This is a genomic window from Rheinheimera riviphila (assembly GCF_004005945.1).
Taxonomy (GTDB): domain Bacteria; phylum Pseudomonadota; class Gammaproteobacteria; order Enterobacterales; family Alteromonadaceae; genus Pararheinheimera; species Pararheinheimera riviphila.
In genome coordinates this window covers 60,401-79,061 of sequence record NZ_SACS01000023.1, presented here as the reverse complement: position 1 = coordinate 79,061, position 18,661 = coordinate 60,401, and the positions used below count along the sequence as shown (strand labels likewise).

General features: G+C 48.2%; 14 protein-coding genes and 1 pseudogene. 3 read left to right on the top strand and 12 right to left on the bottom strand.

The window, feature by feature from the left end; translation table 11 throughout:
- A pseudogene (locus tag EOE67_RS17370) lies at nt 1-353 on the bottom strand (IS21 family transposase); the annotation flags it as partial.
- 259 nt (nt 354-612) lie between these two features.
- Between EOE67_RS17370 and EOE67_RS17365 the strand changes: the two are divergent.
- Complete coding sequence (locus tag EOE67_RS17365; protein ID WP_127700597.1) at nt 613-1,056, top strand: hypothetical protein; 444 nt, start codon at nt 613-615, stop codon at nt 1,054-1,056.
- Between the two features lie 131 nt (nt 1,057-1,187).
- On the opposite strand, the gene EOE67_RS17360 is transcribed toward EOE67_RS17365, so the two are convergent.
- Together EOE67_RS17360 and EOE67_RS17355 are read right to left on the bottom strand one after the other, a co-directional pair.
- On the bottom strand, nt 1,188-2,033 hold the full coding sequence (locus EOE67_RS17360) for a hypothetical protein (protein WP_127700596.1): 846 nt from the start codon (nt 2,031-2,033) through the stop codon (nt 1,188-1,190).
- Between the two features lie 132 nt (nt 2,034-2,165).
- Nucleotides 2,166-3,758: a hypothetical protein gene (locus EOE67_RS17355; protein WP_127700595.1), complete on the bottom strand. Its 1,593-nt coding sequence runs from the start codon at nt 3,756-3,758 to the stop codon at nt 2,166-2,168.
- Nucleotides 3,759-4,262: 504 nt separating this feature from the next.
- On the opposite strand from EOE67_RS17355, the gene EOE67_RS17350 reads away from it, so the two are divergent.
- On the top strand, nt 4,263-4,442 hold the full coding sequence (locus EOE67_RS17350) for a hypothetical protein (protein ID WP_127700594.1): 180 nt from the start codon (nt 4,263-4,265) through the stop codon (nt 4,440-4,442).
- Between the two features lie 105 nt (nt 4,443-4,547).
- Here EOE67_RS17350 and EOE67_RS17345 read toward each other — a convergent pair whose 3' ends face one another.
- The 9 genes from EOE67_RS17345 to EOE67_RS17305 form a co-directional block, all read right to left on the bottom strand.
- Nucleotides 4,548-4,904 (bottom strand): DUF2750 domain-containing protein, encoded by a 357-nt coding sequence (locus tag EOE67_RS17345; protein ID WP_164852420.1) that lies wholly within the window; start codon nt 4,902-4,904, stop codon nt 4,548-4,550.
- Between the two features lie 74 nt (nt 4,905-4,978).
- Nucleotides 4,979-5,695, bottom strand: coding sequence for an enhanced serine sensitivity protein SseB C-terminal domain-containing protein (locus EOE67_RS17340; RefSeq protein WP_127700592.1), 717 nt, complete (start codon nt 5,693-5,695; stop codon nt 4,979-4,981).
- Between the two features lie 457 nt (nt 5,696-6,152).
- Nucleotides 6,153-6,911 (bottom strand): DUF6445 family protein, encoded by a 759-nt coding sequence (locus tag EOE67_RS17335; protein WP_206099650.1) that lies wholly within the window; start codon nt 6,909-6,911, stop codon nt 6,153-6,155.
- 8 nt (nt 6,912-6,919) lie between these two features.
- Nucleotides 6,920-8,416, bottom strand: coding sequence for a tryptophan halogenase family protein (locus EOE67_RS17330; protein ID WP_127700591.1), 1,497 nt, complete (start codon nt 8,414-8,416; stop codon nt 6,920-6,922).
- Nucleotides 8,417-8,475: 59 nt separating this feature from the next.
- Entirely contained in the window at nt 8,476-9,510 is a 1,035-nt protein-coding gene (locus EOE67_RS17325; RefSeq protein WP_127700590.1) for a cupin-like domain-containing protein, read from the bottom strand.
- Nucleotides 9,511-9,543: 33 nt separating this feature from the next.
- Nucleotides 9,544-10,335, bottom strand: a complete 792-nt coding sequence (locus tag EOE67_RS17320) for a SapC family protein (RefSeq protein WP_127700589.1) — start codon at nt 10,333-10,335, stop codon at nt 9,544-9,546.
- Nucleotides 10,336-10,382: 47 nt separating this feature from the next.
- Nucleotides 10,383-13,460: a TonB-dependent receptor gene (locus tag EOE67_RS17315; protein WP_127700588.1), complete on the bottom strand. Its 3,078-nt coding sequence runs from the start codon at nt 13,458-13,460 to the stop codon at nt 10,383-10,385.
- Nucleotides 13,461-13,856: 396 nt separating this feature from the next.
- Nucleotides 13,857-15,047 carry an MbnH family di-heme enzyme gene (locus EOE67_RS17310; RefSeq protein WP_240652861.1) on the bottom strand — a complete coding sequence of 397 codons (1,191 nt, stop codon included), beginning with the start codon at nt 15,045-15,047 and terminating at the stop codon, nt 13,857-13,859.
- Nucleotides 15,029-15,733 (bottom strand): MbnP family copper-binding protein, encoded by a 705-nt coding sequence (locus EOE67_RS17305; protein ID WP_240652863.1) that lies wholly within the window; start codon nt 15,731-15,733, stop codon nt 15,029-15,031. The genes EOE67_RS17310 and EOE67_RS17305 overlap by 19 nt, the downstream gene beginning before the upstream one ends.
- A 142-nt stretch (nt 15,734-15,875) precedes the next feature.
- Here EOE67_RS17305 and EOE67_RS17300 point away from each other — a divergent pair, with 142 nt between their 5' ends.
- Entirely contained in the window at nt 15,876-18,608 is a 2,733-nt protein-coding gene (locus EOE67_RS17300; protein WP_127700586.1) for a choice-of-anchor B family protein, read from the top strand.
- The last annotated feature ends 53 nt before the right edge of the window (nt 18,609-18,661 follow it).

The window sequence follows — 18,661 nt, the reverse complement described above, 5'->3', positions numbered from 1 at the left end:
CACGTTTGATAATGCTCACAAAACTGTGTGTAGCCATAGGCCGTGGCCGTATCGAGATCTCGATATTCCTGCCATAACAGCAGCTTGGTCATCCCTTTACGTTTGAGTTCCTGATGCATCAAAGCGAAGTCAGGCTGGCGTTTGTGCCTGGACGAGTTTTTGCCTTTATAGACAGCTTTTTCTAACTCGGTATCGCTGGTTTGCTCAAGCAATGGCCAGCTTAAACCGCTGGTCGCAAAGCGTGACAAGATCTCGCTGACAGTCGCTGGACCTACAGAGCAGCACTTACTGATGTCTCTTAAGCTAAGGCCAGCATCAAAGCGAAGTCTCAGAATGTCTCTAATTTTGCTCATATCTGTTCTCTTTCTAGCCATGGTCAGCTTTTCCTAAATGCATTAAAGTTAGGATGAGCTTACCAGTTGATTTAGTTAGAAAAAGAACGGCATTTCGGTATTCCGATCAGTGATTCCGGCATTCCGAACAGCGATTTCGGAAAATGGCTAAAAGTGATCGGATAAAACCGGAATAGGCGATCGGATTAAACCGAAATGGGTGATCGGATTGGACCGAAATGAGTGTTCGGATTCATCCGAAACATGCACGGCGATGGTGGTGGCGATTGATACCGGCGAATGGAATGATATTCACCCGGTGGATAAAAAGACCTTAGGTCAGCGCCTGGCGCTGGCGGCGCGGGCTGTGGTTTATGGCGAGCAGGTGATTTATCGCGGGCCTGAACTGGCGTCGTTGCAGGCCGATGGTGCAACTTTGTTGTTAAGTTTCGATCAGATTGCTGCTGGCCTCAACCTAAAAGGCGATGCAGCTACGATCAATCAGAGTTTTGCCATCGCTGGTGCAGATGGAAAGTTTCAATGGGCGGCGGCGGAGCTTGTGGGCAAGCAACAAATTAATCAGCTGCGGTTATCGCACCCTGACATCAAACAACCGGTGCAGGTGCGTTACGCCTTTGCCGACAACCCCAACGCGGTGTTGTACAACAGCGCCGGTTTGCCAGCCAGCCCGTTTGTTGCGGCATTGCCGGTGGCGCGGCATTAAGCGGTGGTGTGATTGTTGTGGATTACAGGGTTTAGGCTGATTGCTAGCCGTAGACTGCTATGAACGAACTGCAGACATGACTAGGTCTGTTGAAATGCGCCGAAACTTGTTAGACCTAGAAAGGCAATAGCTCAATCAATAACTCTATTTATATATGGACTTGGTGACCAATTTGGGCTAAATCCTATATTTTTTTTGTCAAAAATAGTATCACCCATCCAATTGTCATCGAGTGACATCGCATTCAATATTACATAAATTGCATCAATTGCTTTTAAACAGAACTCCTCATTTACGTTGTTTAAGCCTGTAATTTTATCAATACTAATTTCGAAATGAGTAAACTCTGATGGCTTCGACTTGTAATGCACAAGCTGATTTCTTGACTGCACGACCTCCACGAATACATCTAGTGAAGCATCCAATCTTTGCTTAGATAATGGTTTTCCTGTTTCAACATCCAATACCCTTACTAGAATATGATGAAGAAGTTTTTTTGTTCTGTCGCTTATGCCCTGCGAGTTCCAACTTTCGATTTCATTTGACGAAATTTTGCCACTTGTTAGTAGAATAGCAAGCTTAAGATTGACACTAGACTCCACAGACTCCACAGACTCCACAGACGCCACGCAGTTAGTTAAGAAGGAGAAATAGTGAGCTACAGCTTCAGCTAACGGAGCGTGTGTCTGTTCAAATGCGCCATCGATATCTAAAGACATCCCTTCAGGCCATTGTTCCAAATAATTATTAATTTCACTGTCTATTTCTTTTTGTTCATTTTTTTCGAATAAATTTTGATATTCTTGAATATTCCTTACAAACCAATCCCTAGTTTCTTCAAAAATATTTTTTGCTTCATTGAAAAGCCTTAAACTAACTTTTGCAGAATTGAAGTACACAAGAGGCATCAAAAAAATATTCTTCCCTTTAATTGAAGTGCCAGATACAGTTATTTTGTTAATGTCTTTTTGTTTCATTTTGTATTTCAACTGCCTTTTATTTCATTGGAAACTTTTGGGATCAAGTTTTGACTTTTGCCCTAATGAGATATGCTTAAGGAAAAAAGAAAGACTTGACCCCGCATCCCTTTTTGTTATGTGTTGTTCGCTTCAACTTTCTTCACTGTCCTCAGACTCTATATCCAACGGTATAGGTGTGCTATGAAATATCATCGAAGTGCTTTCAGATCCAATTCCATGTAGGACATATTCTTTCAAATTTGAATAATCCGAATAATCCGAACTTCCACCATACCCATACATGCCTGATTCATATTCTATATGAGGTATTTTTTTACCATCTTTTTCTAATTCCTCTATCCAGAAGCACGGATTGCTATTTGATTTTGGCTTAATTAAACATTTAACCCCTCGAATACGAGAATACGCCTGCTCAGCATAACCCTTCATATAGAAGTTCCCGTCAGGCTTAATATCCTGTACCAGCCAAGTCAAAATATGACCCATAAATTCTTCAGCATGGCTTTCAGCAGGAATCAAGCAGCGAGACCAAAAGCAGCCTATTTTCAAGTTTCTAGCCAGTCGGCCTAACTGAACAATGGACTCAAAAACAGCCACAACCGTTTGCGTGGACTTTAATTTAGTAGAATTGCATCCAAGATACGAAAGGCTTTCCATGCATCTATATGCAAAATGAGAATTACCATTATTAAGAGCAGAAACACCTAACGCCTTAATATCGTAAGCGTAAGCTGATATGTTGTATTTATCGAGCTGTTCCAGATGATTTTTAGAAACTGCATTCTCCATATCGTAAATATTAACTTCAGCTACTCTATGAATAGTATTCAGTACTTTTATCGGCTCTATAACACTATGTGATTCGAGCATTTTTTTAGCAATCCATACGGAATCAGACGCAATAGATCTTGCTAGATCTGAACATGGTTTGTGAAGCACCTCATATTTCATTAAAAAATCACATAGATCACTCGATAGTGATTGGAGAAATATACCGTTCTGATCCTTTTCAACCACAGAAGCGATAATTGAACGCAGTCTTTTTCTAGCTATATATTTAATTCCGGCATCTATTTTATAAGAATTCTCGTCTTTAAATTTGAACGAGTAGAACCTTATGACAAGCTTTAGAATTGCATTTAATGACTGTCGAAAAATTGGATAGTCATTGTTCTCAACAGACAAGTTTATTATGATAGTCATTGAGTCCCATATATCATTTGGCTCAATCCCTAACGTACTTGGCTCGAAATCATAGGCATGTATTGGTATTTGATACTTACCCCTATTATTCAAATAACTCTGATGTACTTCTACTTCAGACTTTATTTCTATAGACAGCTGCTCTAGGTATAGGGATATGGCGTTTTCGCTGACAGAATCTCCAATAAATTTTTTAGCGCTTAGGTATCTAGTTGTCAGCACTGCATTATCTATAGAAGAGAAAATCAAGATAGGAAGTACCCACAACGCTATTTTTCCAAAGTGTTCGGGTATGATTAAAAAACAGATTAGAGGAAAAAGGGGCAAAGTCAATAACGCAATAACGTTGAACCATTGCCTTGTCGTTATCTCGCTGTATATTGCTTTGTACTTGGAAAGCTGATAACCAAAAAAGGTAAAGTTAATAGAAAATATAGCTATCGTGAAGTTAATACCCAAAAGCCACGGGGTGATCTTGCCCACATCAGCACTGACCGACCCAAACACCAGTAACGTCATTACGATTAGTAGGATTATATATCTCAATTCAAATTCCCAGGCTTAAGTGCAGTGAATATTTAAACTTTTTAATATGCAATACGGTGCTTCGTTCAGACACATAAAGTATTTTTTCAAAGGCAAAGAACCCGCAAAAAGCAAATTTTATTGCCTTCTTTCATGAATTTTTCTCAGAAGAAGTTAGCCTTTAACCAACGATAAATCAAACGCTCCCAAATATATTCACCAAAATAGGTAAGCGCTGGAACGGTTTCATACCCGCAAGACGGTGGTTAAAAAACTCATAAGGAAAGTGATACGTTAAATCAGTCTTTGCTGTTGATGAATAGTTTAATCACTTGTGCGAAATGTTCGTGGACTATCTAAAAACTGTTGGTCTGCAGCAGCCAAAATCAATATCCGCTTTTGGCAAAAGCCACTCTGCAACCTTTGCTAAAAGTTCAGTGCTAAGTCCGCTGCAATAAAACCTTTGGGGTCAAGTCTTAAAACCTTTGGGGTCAAGTCTTGACTTTTGCCCTAATGGGATATGCAACTAAAGGCAAAAAGCAAGACTTGACCCTGCATCCTGTGGAAAAGCAACAAAATAATCACGCCTATGCCGACAACCCCAACGCGGTGTTGTACAACAGCGCCGGTTTGCCAGCCAGCCCCTTTGTTGCGGTATTGCCAGCAGCGCGGCCTTAAGCGGCGCTGGTGAAAAAGTCTTTGGGGTCAGGTCTTGCATATTGCCGTGGAAGGCAAAAAGCAAGACTTGACCCCGCATCCTCTAAATTTGTTTGTTAGGAGACATTACCAAAATGCCTCCACTTGCTTAACCAAAAGTGACGCAGGAATGTCGATACCCGTTAGGTTTTTACCACTGAGATTGACACCTACAACCTTTGTTTCAGGTGGAAGGATTGGCAAAAAGTGCTCCTTGAATTGTCCCCATACCACACTTCTCGGTTCAACCTTACCAAGCAATTCTGGATTGAGTTTCTTGAGGCGCTCTATCCGAGTTTTAGAAGACCAGACAGGGAAAGAGACCTTTTTATCCTTCAAATCGAATTCCAACAGTATTTCACCAGGCAGAACTCCGAACCAGACAACTTTGGTTTCAGCAACTTCCTCATAAAACTTATTAGCTTGTGGTACTCCGGATGACACCCTTTGTCTCCTAACGACCGCATTTGCGGCTGGCTTGGAGCGCAGCGGAAAACCAGTCCGACAACATGCGCTTGTTACGTGTTGGCTGCATCATTCTCCCACCCCAAAGTTGGCCCTTTATGAATGCCGCCCGTAGCTACCAAAACCTGTATATCTTCTTGAGATGGAAAATGGTTTGAATACGCTGACCACTTTTCCATGATATATTTCTCCCACCAAACGGCAGGATCTAACTGACTAACCTTACCATCATGAACATTTTCATACTTGTAACCGTCAGACTTTAAATCATCTACCACTCTAAGTAATGCTGACTCATAGTCTGGGGCCGCGACGTAATAACAAAGAATTGCGCCTTTCCATTCTTGAGGCATTTCCTGATTTGTGCCCCGCGAAACCACAATTGGGCACTCAAATAACAAATTTGTATCACTAAAAAGTGGCTCCGATTTGGCCGCAATGTCGCTAAGCAAGGTTTTTGAACAGGAATTCGTAAACATTACGTCCATCGGTGATATTCCAGCACACTGCTCGGCTAGCTCTCTGCCCAATTCGTTCGATGCTTCAGATGCATCAATAACAAGTGCAATACGATATTTTTCCTCAGTTTTATACTTAAGCTTTGAGAAATATGCGTTTTTAACTTGTGGAAATTTGCGAAGAATCTTTCCGACTTCAAATCTTAACGCGCTGACGCCATTCCCCTCTAAATCTCCGAGGAACTCCATATCTGAAACTTTTGCTTCGAGTTGCTTAGGTTCTTTCTTTTTTCCAAACAATTTTCCTAGCACTTAAAACTCCAAAGACACGTAACAGTATTTTTTCAAAGGCAGAGAACCCGCAAGACGCAAATTCTATCGCCTTCTTTCATGAGTTTTACTCATAATAAGTTAACCTTTAACTCACGCTAAATCAAACGCTTCCAAACGTATTAACCAAAATAGGTAAGTGTTGGAACGGTTTCGCGCCCGCAAGACGGTGATTAAAAAACTCATAAGGAGTGCTATACGTTAAATCAGTCGTTACTGTTGATGTGTAGCATAGGCATTCGGGACATTTTTCCGCGGTATACTAAAAACTGTGATTCGGCAGCAGCCAAAATTAATATCCGCTTTTAACACAAAGCCACTCTCCAACGTTTGCTACTAGTTCAGTGCTAAGTCCGCTGCAACGACTGGTAATAAGCGATTGCAAATGAGTGGGGCTTTCAATGCAATTTATCAAATAGCGCTTTGATGGCAGCTGCTTTTATGGCTGGCAATCAATAAAACTGCTGATGGTCAGCCGTCCTTGTCTTGGATCGGCTGATAGCAGAGACGAAGCGGGAATATGGCCGGTATGTAGCAAGTTGCGTGGGTAGATCACCAGCCGGTTAAACACCCCTTGTGGATTGGCGATTTGTTCAAACAGCGGCGTATCGCCCTGAATATAACCGGCTCTGGCTTTGGGAAAATTCGGTCCGTCATTTTCGCTTTCTAACGAACGGTAATAATCCGGCATCCGGCTTTGATTAATGGTTTCAAAACCGGTTTTACGATGACGGTAAAAAGCGGTGCCGCCTAAATCCCCTTGAAACAAATAATGCACCGCCGCCAGTGCATGCAGTTCGACCGTATCAAAATGTGGAATCCGTTGTAGCAGTTTCAGCTGCGTTGGCCGCGTGGTGATAATGGAATAGTGGCATACCGAAAAGCTGAGTGGCCGCTCCGGCAGCGCGAATACTTCCAACAAAGTTGGCTGCAAACTTTGCAACAACATTTGCTGATAATGCCGTGGCGCTGCCGCCCGCACGCCCGGATAATACGGCGAATTGGCCACAAATTGCTGGCGACAGGCGTGCGCCACCAATAGCTCAGGTTGCGCAACAAAGTTATCAATCACCAACAACGGCGATTGCTCCATCCCAATATGCAGCAGTTGGATCTGCATCTGGGCATGCGCGGTCAGAATATTGCCGCTGTGTGGCAGTCTTGGCGCCACCAATGACAGGTTATCCGATCCAGCCATCACGCCACTCACTTGTCATTCGCCGGGCAATATTGCCGCAGAAAATCGCGATGCGAGGGTAACTTTTCCACCGCTCGGCCGATGGTGTCGCGAATATTTTGCAGATGCTGGCGTAACTCCTGCTCCGGTAAACTGGCCACCAGTTGATGGTAACTGTTTGGTTGCAGTCGTTGGCCCAGCATCACGTGAGTCCAAGATTCCAGCCGGAACATTTCCTCGCCACTTTGAAACGCATGCGCGCTTTCGCGGAATAATTCCATCCGGTGTGCCAGCGAATCCGGCACCTGCATGGTGCGGCAATAATTCCAGAATGGGCTGTTGGTGCGCTCGGTCTGGTGATAATGCAGAATAATAAAATCGCGGATTTTCTCCAGCTCGCTAATCGACTGCTGATTGTATTCATCGGCCAGTGCCTGCCGCACACCGTCAAATGGAAACAGCCTTAATAACCGCACTACACCGTTCATAAACAGATAAATGCTGGTCGATTCCAAAGGTTCGATAAAGCCGCTCGACAGCCCGAGCGCGACACAGTTTTTATTCCAGAATTTTTTGCGCTGACCGGTTTGATAACTTAGAAATCTCGGTTCAAATAACGCCGATGTTTCCAGTCCGTCCACTAAGCGCTGCCTGGCTAGTTCATCCGACAGATAATCACTGGCATACACCAGGCCATTGCCAACCCGGTGCTGCAGCGGAATTTTCCATTGCCAGCCGCTATCATGAGCGATGGCGCGGGTGTAAGGCGGTATGGTAGCGGCCGATTCGGTCTGCACCACCACCGCTTTATTGCACGGCAACCAGTGATCCCAGGGCACAAAACCGGTTTGCAAAGTTTGTTCAATCAGCAAGGCGCGAAAACCGGTGCAATCGATAAATAAATCACCACTGACTTCCTCGCCGGATGCCAGCAGTAACGACTTAATATCGCCGTTTTGATGCTGCGTCACAGAAGCAATTTTGCCTTCAATGCGCCGACAACCGTGGCTTTCGCTGAACGTGCGCAAAAACCTGGCATACCGACCAGCATCCAGGTGATAGGCGTAACTGATGTTGGAAGTGGCTGATTTACCGAACTTATGCGCCTTGGCGGCTTGCAGTTCATAACAATAATCACCAAAAGAAGCCTCGACGCCAAGCTTTTGACCATGCAGGAAATAATGCTGAAAATCGGTGAGGAAACTGCCTTTGCCGGTGGTGCCAAAAGGGTGAATGTAGCGATCGCCAATTTGCCCCCAGTTTTCAAAAGAAATACCGAGTTTAAACGTGGCGTCGGTGGCGCGCATAAATTCCTGCTCGTCGATGCCTAAAATATTATGAAATAGCTGCACCGGCGGAATGGTCGATTCGCCCACGCCGATAGTGCCAATGTCTTCCGACTCAACCAGCACGACCTCGACCAGGCCTTTTAGCCGTTTTGACAAGGCCGCAGCAGCGACCCAACCGGCGGTACCACCACCTGCTACCACGACTTTTTTAACGGCTTGGTTTGAATTGTTTTGCATCGTCTATTCCCTGTATTTGCTGTTGTTATTGTTGTTTTTATATCTAAGCTGTTCTTTCTTTAGCGATTTAACCGGTTAAGCAACATCGCCCGCAGCTGCCGTGCCTGCATCTCATCAAGTTCGCCCAGCACACCACGGGCCGCTTCCGGTAAGTGTTGGCCAGCTTTGGCCGGGTCATCAAACACGTAATAATCAAGCAGTGCCCGCCAGGCCAGGCGCTCATGTTCCGGCTTATCACGCAGGCATAACAACGCGTGATAGAGCAAATTCATGCCCGAGCCGGTATAGCGCGGCGCGCGGCTCCACCAGTAATTAATCAGAATGTTAAAAGTACCCAGCGCCTCGACCTGATGCCACCACATGCTGGGTAAATACAGCGCATCACCGGGTTCCAATTCTGCGACTTGCCCGGCGGCAACGGCTTTGGGGAAATCCGGAAAACGCGCCAAGTCCGGCGCCGCAAAATCGACCATGCTGATCACCTGGCCGCCCGGTGTTGGTTCAAAAGGACCGGGGTACAAATGCGCCACTTGCTCTGGTGGAAACAAACTAAAACGGCGTTTGCCGCGCACACAACAAGCCAAATTATCCGAAGCGTCATAATGTGCGGCAGCCTGCGAGCGATTGCCGAGCCAAATGCTGATGCGATCGGGCTCGGTGACATAATCTAGCTGTGGTGCGGGGCGTTGCAGCAACTGATGATCCGGCAGGGTCGGAAAATGACTTTGAATTAAATTCGAGGCGATATACACCGATGGCGGTTGCTCCAGCGACTGCCACTCCAGCATTTGCGTCAGCACCTCATCGACCTGACCCATGCTGATGTCAAAATTAAGCTTGGTCGCACTTTCATCATAAAAATAACGGCCATTGAGCCCCGGCGCACCCCGATAAACCTGGGTTGGTCGGCCGTTGTAATGCTGACGCAAATAATCGGCGGCAGCTTCGGCCGACTTTTCGCCAGCCAGTAGCAGCGGCCAGTGGCTAATGAGACCTTTGAGGATCAGCGGCTCGTCACCACCAAGCGCATCGTCCGGAACGATGCCGGGTTGGTCGATGATGATTTCGCGCGTGCGGTGTGGCAACTGCAACATAGGGTTGTCCTTGATTGCGCTACAAAGCAAATTCTACAAATCAGTACTCAGCGCAAGCCGCCGGTTTTTGCGCTCGATTAAATCACGGATATTGCTCATCGAACTGACCATCGCATGCGCCAGCTGTAAAAAGCCGGATTGATGCAGCTTTTCCAAATCAGCGCCACGTAACGCGGCGAGCCGATTTTGGTCGATACAATAATTACCAATCAAGCGGCGTTTGTCACCATTTTGCAGACTAAATTCGATGGTGACGGGTTCCAGCAACGCAAGCTGCTCAAAGGCGCTAAACATCACCGACGACAAGGCTATCCCTTGATGGATGGCCTGCAATGTGGCCGAAATGTGCAACAGGTACGGGCTGTTGCCGCCTTCGGGTAAAAAGAGTGGTTGTCCTTGATTGGCTTGATTCGATTCTTGATTCGATCGATTCGAACTTTGATTGCTAATGACTTTTGGATGGTCCAAATCAATATGCACCATCGGATCTTCAGCGGCATCGCCTTGACCAGAGTTCCGTGAAAAACCAATTAAAAACGGGCCTTTTTCAATGGTCGCCGGAATATACCGCGCATCCCAGCCGGACGGACGTTCGGCGGCTAAATACAAATTCTCATCAGCGGCAAAACCCATTAACACAATGGCTTGAAACTGCCCCGAGGCTTCATCACGACGGGCAAGGATCGGGTATTCTTTTTGTAGTTCATTAAATTCGGTTGGAAATACCAGCGTGCTGGCGAGATTGTCACCATAGTCAAAGCCAAAATGATGAATAACTCTGGTGTGTTGATGATCGATATTATTCAGCAAGACGTGTTGGGTCATCGTTAATCCTATTAAAAAGCCGCCGGCATCACCGGCGGCTACCACCCTTAAAAGTCGTAACGTACGCCAACCTGATAACGTGCACTCAAGTCGGTCAGATACCACATCATGGCTTCGTTGCGGGCATGACTGCGGCTATCTTCACCGGTCAGGTTCAGGCCTTCCACGAACACCGTGAGTTGCGGGTTCACGGCATAACTGACGTTCACGTCCAGCTGCCAGTACGCCTCGTCAAACCTTGGGTTGTTGGAGCCGCCTTTATTCACTTCAGCCAGGAACTTGTCACGCCAGTTCAACGCCACCCGTCCGGTCCAGCCATCTTTTTCGTAGATACCAATCAAGTTAGCTGTATCGCTCAGACCAATCAATGCGAACTGCGATTCCGCCGGATTGGCCAGTACATCAAAGCCAATGTCGCCGCGGACTATGGTGTAGTTGGCCTGGACGCCAAAACCGGTTTCGCCGAAGAAATGCTGTACCGCCATTTCCGCGCCGTAGATTTTCGCCGCTCTGTTGTTATCCGGGGTATTGGTGCGGAACACCATTTCCGGATCGTCCGGATTAGCGACCAAATCAAATCCCGGATTGTTCGCCAGGAAGTTAATTTGATCCGTTGCGCCGGTAAACTGCGGGTTGGCACCATATTTCGCCAGCATATCCGGATGGTTCTTGAACTGCGTAAACACCATCATCGCGTAAAGATAGGTATCATCCAGCGGCAGACCGGCATTGCGAATGGCCTGTGCCGCAGCCAGTGCCCGTGGGCCGGCCGTGACATCACGAATACCCAGTAACGGCTGATCGACCTGCCGGCTACCGATAAAGTTCACCACGTCTTTCTGGAATAAACCGCCTGACACATAACTGGCCGGATCGTAATACCATTCCAGCGATAAGTCGTAGTTCGACGATTCCAGTGGTAATAACGCAGGGTTTGAAGCATTGGCCGTTGGTTGGGCACCAAACATGGTCGAGCCACCACCACCGCCGAAGTTAGACGCCGAAACACCGAGGCTACCAAGGCCAGCACGGGCAATGGTTTTGCTGAAAGAGAAACGGGTGATGAGTTCGTCAGTGATATGTAAGGTCACATCCAAACTTGGTAGCAGATAGTCGTAATCGTTTTTCGCCGAAAATGGCTGTGCTGGCACCGTTGAATCAACATAAGCCACGATGTCATTGTTATCTTCCCAGCGGAAATAATTACGGCTGACCAAGGAGCTTGATTCTGACTCGGTTTCTTCGTAGCGCAGGCCGGTCAGGATATCAAACGGCATTTTGCCAACTTCACCACTCAGCGCCACCTGGAAATAAGCGGCCATGGTGTCTTCTTTGACGATATTGTCAAAAGATAGCGACTTTTCAGACTCGGTTGGAATGTTTGGATATAAACCGAGCGCAGCTGTATACAAAGCCCTTGGATCGGCAATAAAACCATAACCACCGGCACGAGGGGTAAAATCTTCAAATTCACCATGTAAATCAAACGGCTGAATTAAATCACCAAATTCACCAGGGTTACCGACGTTCCAGTTACCCAGTGCGATGTTGTTACCAGCGGTCTGCATGGAACGCGATTCCATACTGCGGGTTTCAACACCAAAATCAAAACGACCGTCTTCTAATGCATAGCTGGCGTCAAATTTAACTTGCTGAATATCACTTTCCTGACTGGCGTTACGAATACGTGCAATCGAAGAACCCACGTCGCCAGCATCCACTTTGCCATTACCATTGGCGCCTTTGCCTGGTACGGCGTCGTTATAGACGTTCAGGTATGTTGGTAAGTCAGCACCGTAGAACCATTCACGTGAAGTGACAATTGGCGCACCTAAACCTACTGCCAACTCGCCGGAATTGCGCGGGCCGGTACCACGGCTGAACATGTTGGAATCGTGGGCATCCAGTGCCAATGTCCAGTCGTCATTGAGTTTGTATTCGAAGTTCACACCCACAGATTTCAGGGTGTTGGTTTGTTCCCGCCACTGCTGCTCATAACCTTCATCAACTGCACCGTCATATACTTCTTTAATATAAGACGGGGTTTTCACTGCATTATTATCAAACTCGACGATTTTGGTATTGCTGCCGGTTTGTACCCAGTTGGTGATTTCACCACGGTGTTCCACCAGATTGTTTTCGGCATAGGTGTAGTCGGCCGTGGCGCTGAAATTGTCTTGTGGTTTGAACTGTAAGGTCAGCTGCGCATTGTCGCGTTTGCGTTCTGAGTCAGAAAAAGCATAACGAATATCATTCGGGCGGGTGTACAACTGGCCTTGCGAAGGTGCATTGTTGACCACGGTCGCGGTGTTGTTCCAAAGCCGGTTGGCATCGGCGATATCGTCCCAGTAATCCACTTGCCAGTCGTTGACGGTGGCGCCGGTATAACCGGAATCCCGTTGTTGATGGCTGGCTGAAACGCTAACGCCAAATTTGCCATCGTCATTGGCATGGCTGAAAATACCTGACACTTCAGGTGTGACGCTAGAACCGGCACGATTGGACGTGTCGTGCGCAGCTTTCACGCCAACACTGGCCACGTTTTCTGAGCTGTCCAGTGGTCTGGCCGTTTTAACGTTCAGTGTTGCGCCGATACCACCGGTGGCAATATTGGCTTTACCGGTTTTGTAAACTTCAACGGCACGGATACTTTCTGAGGCTAAATTCGAAAAGTCAAAAGCACGGGCGCCGCCGCCGCGGGTGGTGCCGTCTGCGCCAGAACCAGCGCCGTAGGTGGTAGCTGAGGGCATGGTACGACCGTTCAGGGTGACCATATTGTTGTCACCGCCAAAACCACGCACTGTTACTTCAGAGCCTTCACCGTTGGTGCGGCTGATCGAGACACCGGAAATCCGTTGCAGTGATTCCGCCAGGTTGGTGTCCGGAAATTTACCGATATCTTCAGCGGAAATGGCATCGACGACACCCATTGAATTACGTTTTATGTCTGCAGCTTCTTGCATACTGCCACGGACACCGCGCACCTGAATCACTTCAATTTCGGCCGAATCGGCCGCCGGAGCTTGCTGTTCCTGCGCGTATAACGGCATCACTGCAGAACCGCCAAGCAACAAGGATATCGCCCTTGCCACCGCCGTTCTGGTAAATGTTTTATTATTTTTCATCTATCCAATCCCTCTCGACTTGTTGTATGTCACCAAATCAACGTTCTGGCTGGTGCTGTTGGTCATTGCACTTCTTATTGATGCCCGAACGTTAACTGTCATGGTGCTGATCGGTCCGGCTTCCTGCATTTCGAAGTCGGGCTGCCAACTCCCCGAAAATCATTGTAGTGATCCGCGTCCAAGGTTGAAGTTGCCAAAATGCGTTACCTTCTTGCTTTTTTTTACATTCTGCGATGATTAAAAAATAAACATAAAACATTCACCCCAAAAATGCGCTATTTCGGGGGTGGAAATGATGTTTTCGTTCAGGAAGGTGACCATGTTGCGATGAAAGTGGTTTTTTGCAAGATAACCAGCGTTTTCGGTCATCGGCTGGTAGCGGCTAATGATGCAGTTTTAGCGCCAGGGATCGGCAAAAGCCGGATTTTGGACAAAGGTGGGATCGGTCAGACTGTGTAAAAACGCCAGCAATGCAGTTTGTTCTTCCGGGGTTAGGTCGATGCCTTTTACGAAAGCACTTTTTTGTGGATGGCGGCGACCATCCCCCTGATACGGACCTGCGGCGGTATTGCGGCCACCTTCGATGTAAAACTGCAACACCTCCGGCAAAGTCGCGATGCTGCCGTCATGCATATATGGTGCGCTCAGCGCGATATTTCGCAGCGTCGGGGCGCGAAAGCGGCCATCATCGGCCGGGTTTAGCGTCACTTCGGCTAGGCCGCGGTCTTTATCCGGATAACCTTGACCTTCGACTTGCTGGCGATCGGTGAAGTACAAACCGGTATTGTGAAAGGGTCGCCGATCCAGCGGTTGTTTTTCGTGGCTGGTTGATTGGGTAAAATTAAAACCACCATGACAATGGTGACATTCCAGCCGCTCGGAAAAGAACAAATTCATGCCGTTAATTTGTTGTTGGCTAAGGGCGCTGTCATCGCCCTGATAAGCATAACGGTCAAACGGCGATTGCAACGACAGCAGGCTACGCACAAAGCTCGCGAGGGACTGGGTTACCCGCTGAAAATCAACTTGTTCATCGCCAAAAGCGGCTTTGAACAACTTCGGATAAGGCTCCCGAGCAAGCGCCTGCAGCACTTTATCTTCATGGCCAGTGATACCTAATTCTACCGGCTGTTCGCCAAACATCGGAATAAGCAGCTGATGTTCAATATCGGTCAGGCCATCGTGCGCCCAGGTCAGGGTTTTGTTGTAGGCAATATTCACCAACGCCAGCGCGTTACGCCGGTGTAATTCACCGGTGCTGCCGACCGAGCCGGTTTTAGGTTCACTAAAAGCATTGGCTTGCTGATGACAACTGGCGCAACTCTGCTGGCCGTTGCCGGATAATTGTTGGTCATAGAATAAAAATCGCCCCAGCTCTACTTTGGCTTCTGACATCGGGTTGTCGGCAGGCACTGTTGGTTTGGGGAAATCCGCCGGTAACTTCCAGACGTAAGGGGCTGGTGGCGCTTCAGTGCAGCTGGTGAGCAGCGCGGCCACGGCTACTATGGTGAACCGCTTTATCCGCTGTCCTGTGAATTGCAGTGTTGCTGATATTCGCAACTGCTGAGTCATGGTTGCAGCGCCCATACGGTGCTGCTGCCACCGATCCCGATCCCGAGCGCTGGCAGCAACTGCTGACAACTCAGACTGGCCGGATCAGCCATACAGCTGTTATCAGCAGCCGGAATAAAGTCACCGAACAGTGCAGCTAAGTCTAAAGTTAAGGTGGACTGGTCCTGATAAGGTAGTTGTACCTGCACCCGGTTAGGTGCGGTACAAGGTGTGGTTGGTGCGCGCATTACACTGGCCGAACTGCAACCGCTGGAACCCAGATGCAAAGACCAGTCGTGCTGTGGGCCATTCAGGTCGAGCCGGAAAAATTTGTAGCCGCTTTGCCAGGCCCAGTGCATATCCATTTGTTGTAGCGGAACGCCAGCGGTTAATGGATTCTGATGATTCAGCAAAAACGGCACGCCAAGTTCGAACTCTAAAGGTGCATGCAGCAAAGGCGCGGCAAATTGCAGTTGCCACTGGCCTGGTGACTGACAGTCGCTGCCGAGCAACGCCAGTTCCGTGCTTTGATAGTCGTTGGGTTGCAGTAATAAAGGTTGTTGTTGCTGTGAAAAGTTCGACAGATAAAACTGCAGTTGTTGTAACTGCCATGGCTGGCCACCCAGCAGCAGCTTACTGTTGCAGTCGATGGGCTGACCTTGCCATAGCAGTTGTACCAGCAATGTCGAATTGGATTTTGGCTGGCAGGCGCTCAGCAGCATCAGGAGCAAAACACACCAGCAGTTAATTAAATTTTTACAATTGTTCATTTGTTGCAGCGTGTCTCGCGAAATTTTGCTAACAATACCAAGATGCCAGCTTAAACCCAAAAATTTTTTATCTGACTAATGGATGGACCTGTTGATGAAACTTTTACCGCCGAATCTGAATTCCCGGTTGTTGTTAGCACTAGCATTAGTTCTAGTCATAGGGCTGTACGGCGTGAGCCCATCCGTATTCGCACATGCCGAGCATGACCGTGCCCGTTTTGTCTCGGCAACCGGTTCTGATGCTGGTCGTTGTGACAGCCCGGTCCGTGCCTGCCGCAGTATTGCCTTTGCAGTAAAACAAGCCAATAAAGGCGATAAAGTGCTGGTCGCTTCTGGTCGGTACGCCATTGATAATGGTGAAGATTTATTCTTTTTAACCAGTGCACTGGTGCCAGTGCTTGGCGGTTACAACAAGTTTGACCATTTCCAGAGCCAGGCGCCGCAGCTCAACGCCACCATTTTGACCGGCGTACCGCAGCCTTTTGTCGAGCAGTTACAGCAACAAGGTTTTGTCGTCGTCAACGACGGTTTTGCCAGTGTCCCCAGGGATTATCAGCAATTAGCAGCAACGCAGGCGCAATTACAACAAAGCCAGCCAGCAGCGGCCTGCGTAAATGGCAAAGCAGGCATTTATAGTTGTAAAAACATTGACTTAGTCAGCCATCTGGCACTCGGGGATTTTTCATCCAGCCCCACAGCGGCCAGTGATATCTGGGGCCATGTTGATCTGAACACCGGTACTGAATACGCCATTATTGGTTTGTATAACGGCACTGCTGTGGTCAGTCTGGCTGATCCTGCCGCACCCAAAGAAATCGGTACTATCCCTGGTAGCTCTACGTCCTGGCGTGATATTAAAGTGTTGCAGTATTACGACGCCGCTTTATCACGCTGGAAGGCGTATGCCTATATCAGTTCTGAAGGGACTGATAATCTGCAGATTGTTGATTTAAGCCAGTTGCCGACGAGCATCCGGCTGGTCAGCGCCGATACTGCCGTCACTTCAGCGCACAATGTCTATATCAGTCATGTCGATTACACCACCAACACCGCGCTGGATGGGCTGGAGCCGACGTTGCATATTGTCGGGCAGAAAGCCGTTGGTGGGTCTTTTACCACTTATGGCTTAAAAACGCCGGAACAACTGGCTTCATATTTCCCCAACAGTCAGGCGGTGCGCAGCGACTATACCCACGACGCGGCCTCCATGGTGGTGCGGGATGCGCGGGCCAATCAAAGTTGTCAGAATTCACGTTGTACCGTGTTAATGGATTTTAATGAGCAGTCAGTGCGGTTGTGGGATATCAGCCAGCTAAGTGGCGCCAAAGCCTTATCGGATATCACTTATCAAAATGCCAGCTATGTGCATTCCGGCTGGTGGAGTGAAGATCAGCGGTTTGTGTTTGTGCATGATGAACTGGATGAACGCAACGCCGGTTTAAATACCACGGTGCGGGTGCTGAACGTTGACGACCTGCGTAATCCGCTGTTGGCCAAAGTGTGGAGCGGCCCGACTGCCGCTATCGACCACAACGGTTATACCCGGGGCAATCGTTATTACATTTCCAATTATCAGCGTGGTACCACCATTCTGGATATTACCGATCCAACCAATCCGACTGAAGCTGGCTTTTTTGACTCCTTTCCATCGTCCGACAGCGCGGCTTTTAATGGGGTGTGGGGTACTTACCCTTATTTACCTTCCGGGCTGATTATTTCGGCTGACATCAACAGCGGTTTATATGTGCTGCGGGATCAGACCAAAACCAGCACTGCCGGTCAGGTCTCTTTTAAATCTGCCAGTTCGCAGTTTGCCGCTGGTGTACCGGTGCAGGTGACGGTGCAACGGCCTGCGGGCAGCGGCGCGGTCAAAGTGCGTTATGAAACGCTGAATGGTTTTGGATTGGTTAGTGATGGACCCTATGCCAGTGGTGAACTGAACTGGGGGGCTTCGGATCTGGCGGATAAAGTGATTCAAATCACCGCGCCAACCGCCGATGTAGCACCCAAAATGTTGTTTGTACGATTGTTTGACCCGCGCAACGGCTTAACGCTGGGAAGCCCTTCCTATCATACGGTGAGAATTGGCAGTGCAGGCTCTGCCAGCGGGGCCGTGGGGTTTGTCGCACCACTGCTCAGCGTTGACGAAAATCAGCCGACAGCCAATGTGGCGGTGGGGCGATTTGGTGGCAACGCCGGGTCGATGCAAATCAGTTATCAACTGGTAGACGGCAGTGCCAAAGCAGGCGTGGATTTTGTCGCGCAAAGTGGTGAGTTGCAGTGGGCCGATGGTGATGCCGCGGATAAAACCGTTGTGGTTACGCTGACCGACGATCAACTGCTGGAAGGTAACGAAGAATTTCTGGTCCGGTTGCAAGTGATTAGCGGTTCTTTGGCGCCAGACAAGTCGCAACTCACAGTGCAAATCAAAGATAACGAAGTGAATAAGTTGCCGGTGATTGGCACGCTGATATTTCCGGCGGAAGTGAATGGCGGTGCCACCACCACCATCGAGACGACTGCCACCGATGCCGATGGTGATACCTTAAGTTATCAGTGGCAACAAACCACAGGCACCGCCGTCACCTTGCAAAATGCCACGACCAACAAACTGAGTTTTGTCGCACCTGCGCAAAGCAGTACGCTAGGTTTTCAATTGACGGTTACTGACAGCCGGGGCGGCATCTCGACCGCCAACGCCAGCCTGCAGGTAAAAGCCGCCGTCACCACCACACCGGTGACACCGTCGTCGGGTGGTTCAGGCGGCAGTCTGGGCTGGTGGAGTCTGAGTTTACTGATATTTGTGCTGTGGCGTCGTCGCGGCTGATGTTCTCCTACAACTTATCGGTTAAATCGCCTGTTGCTGCGGCTGGCAGCAGG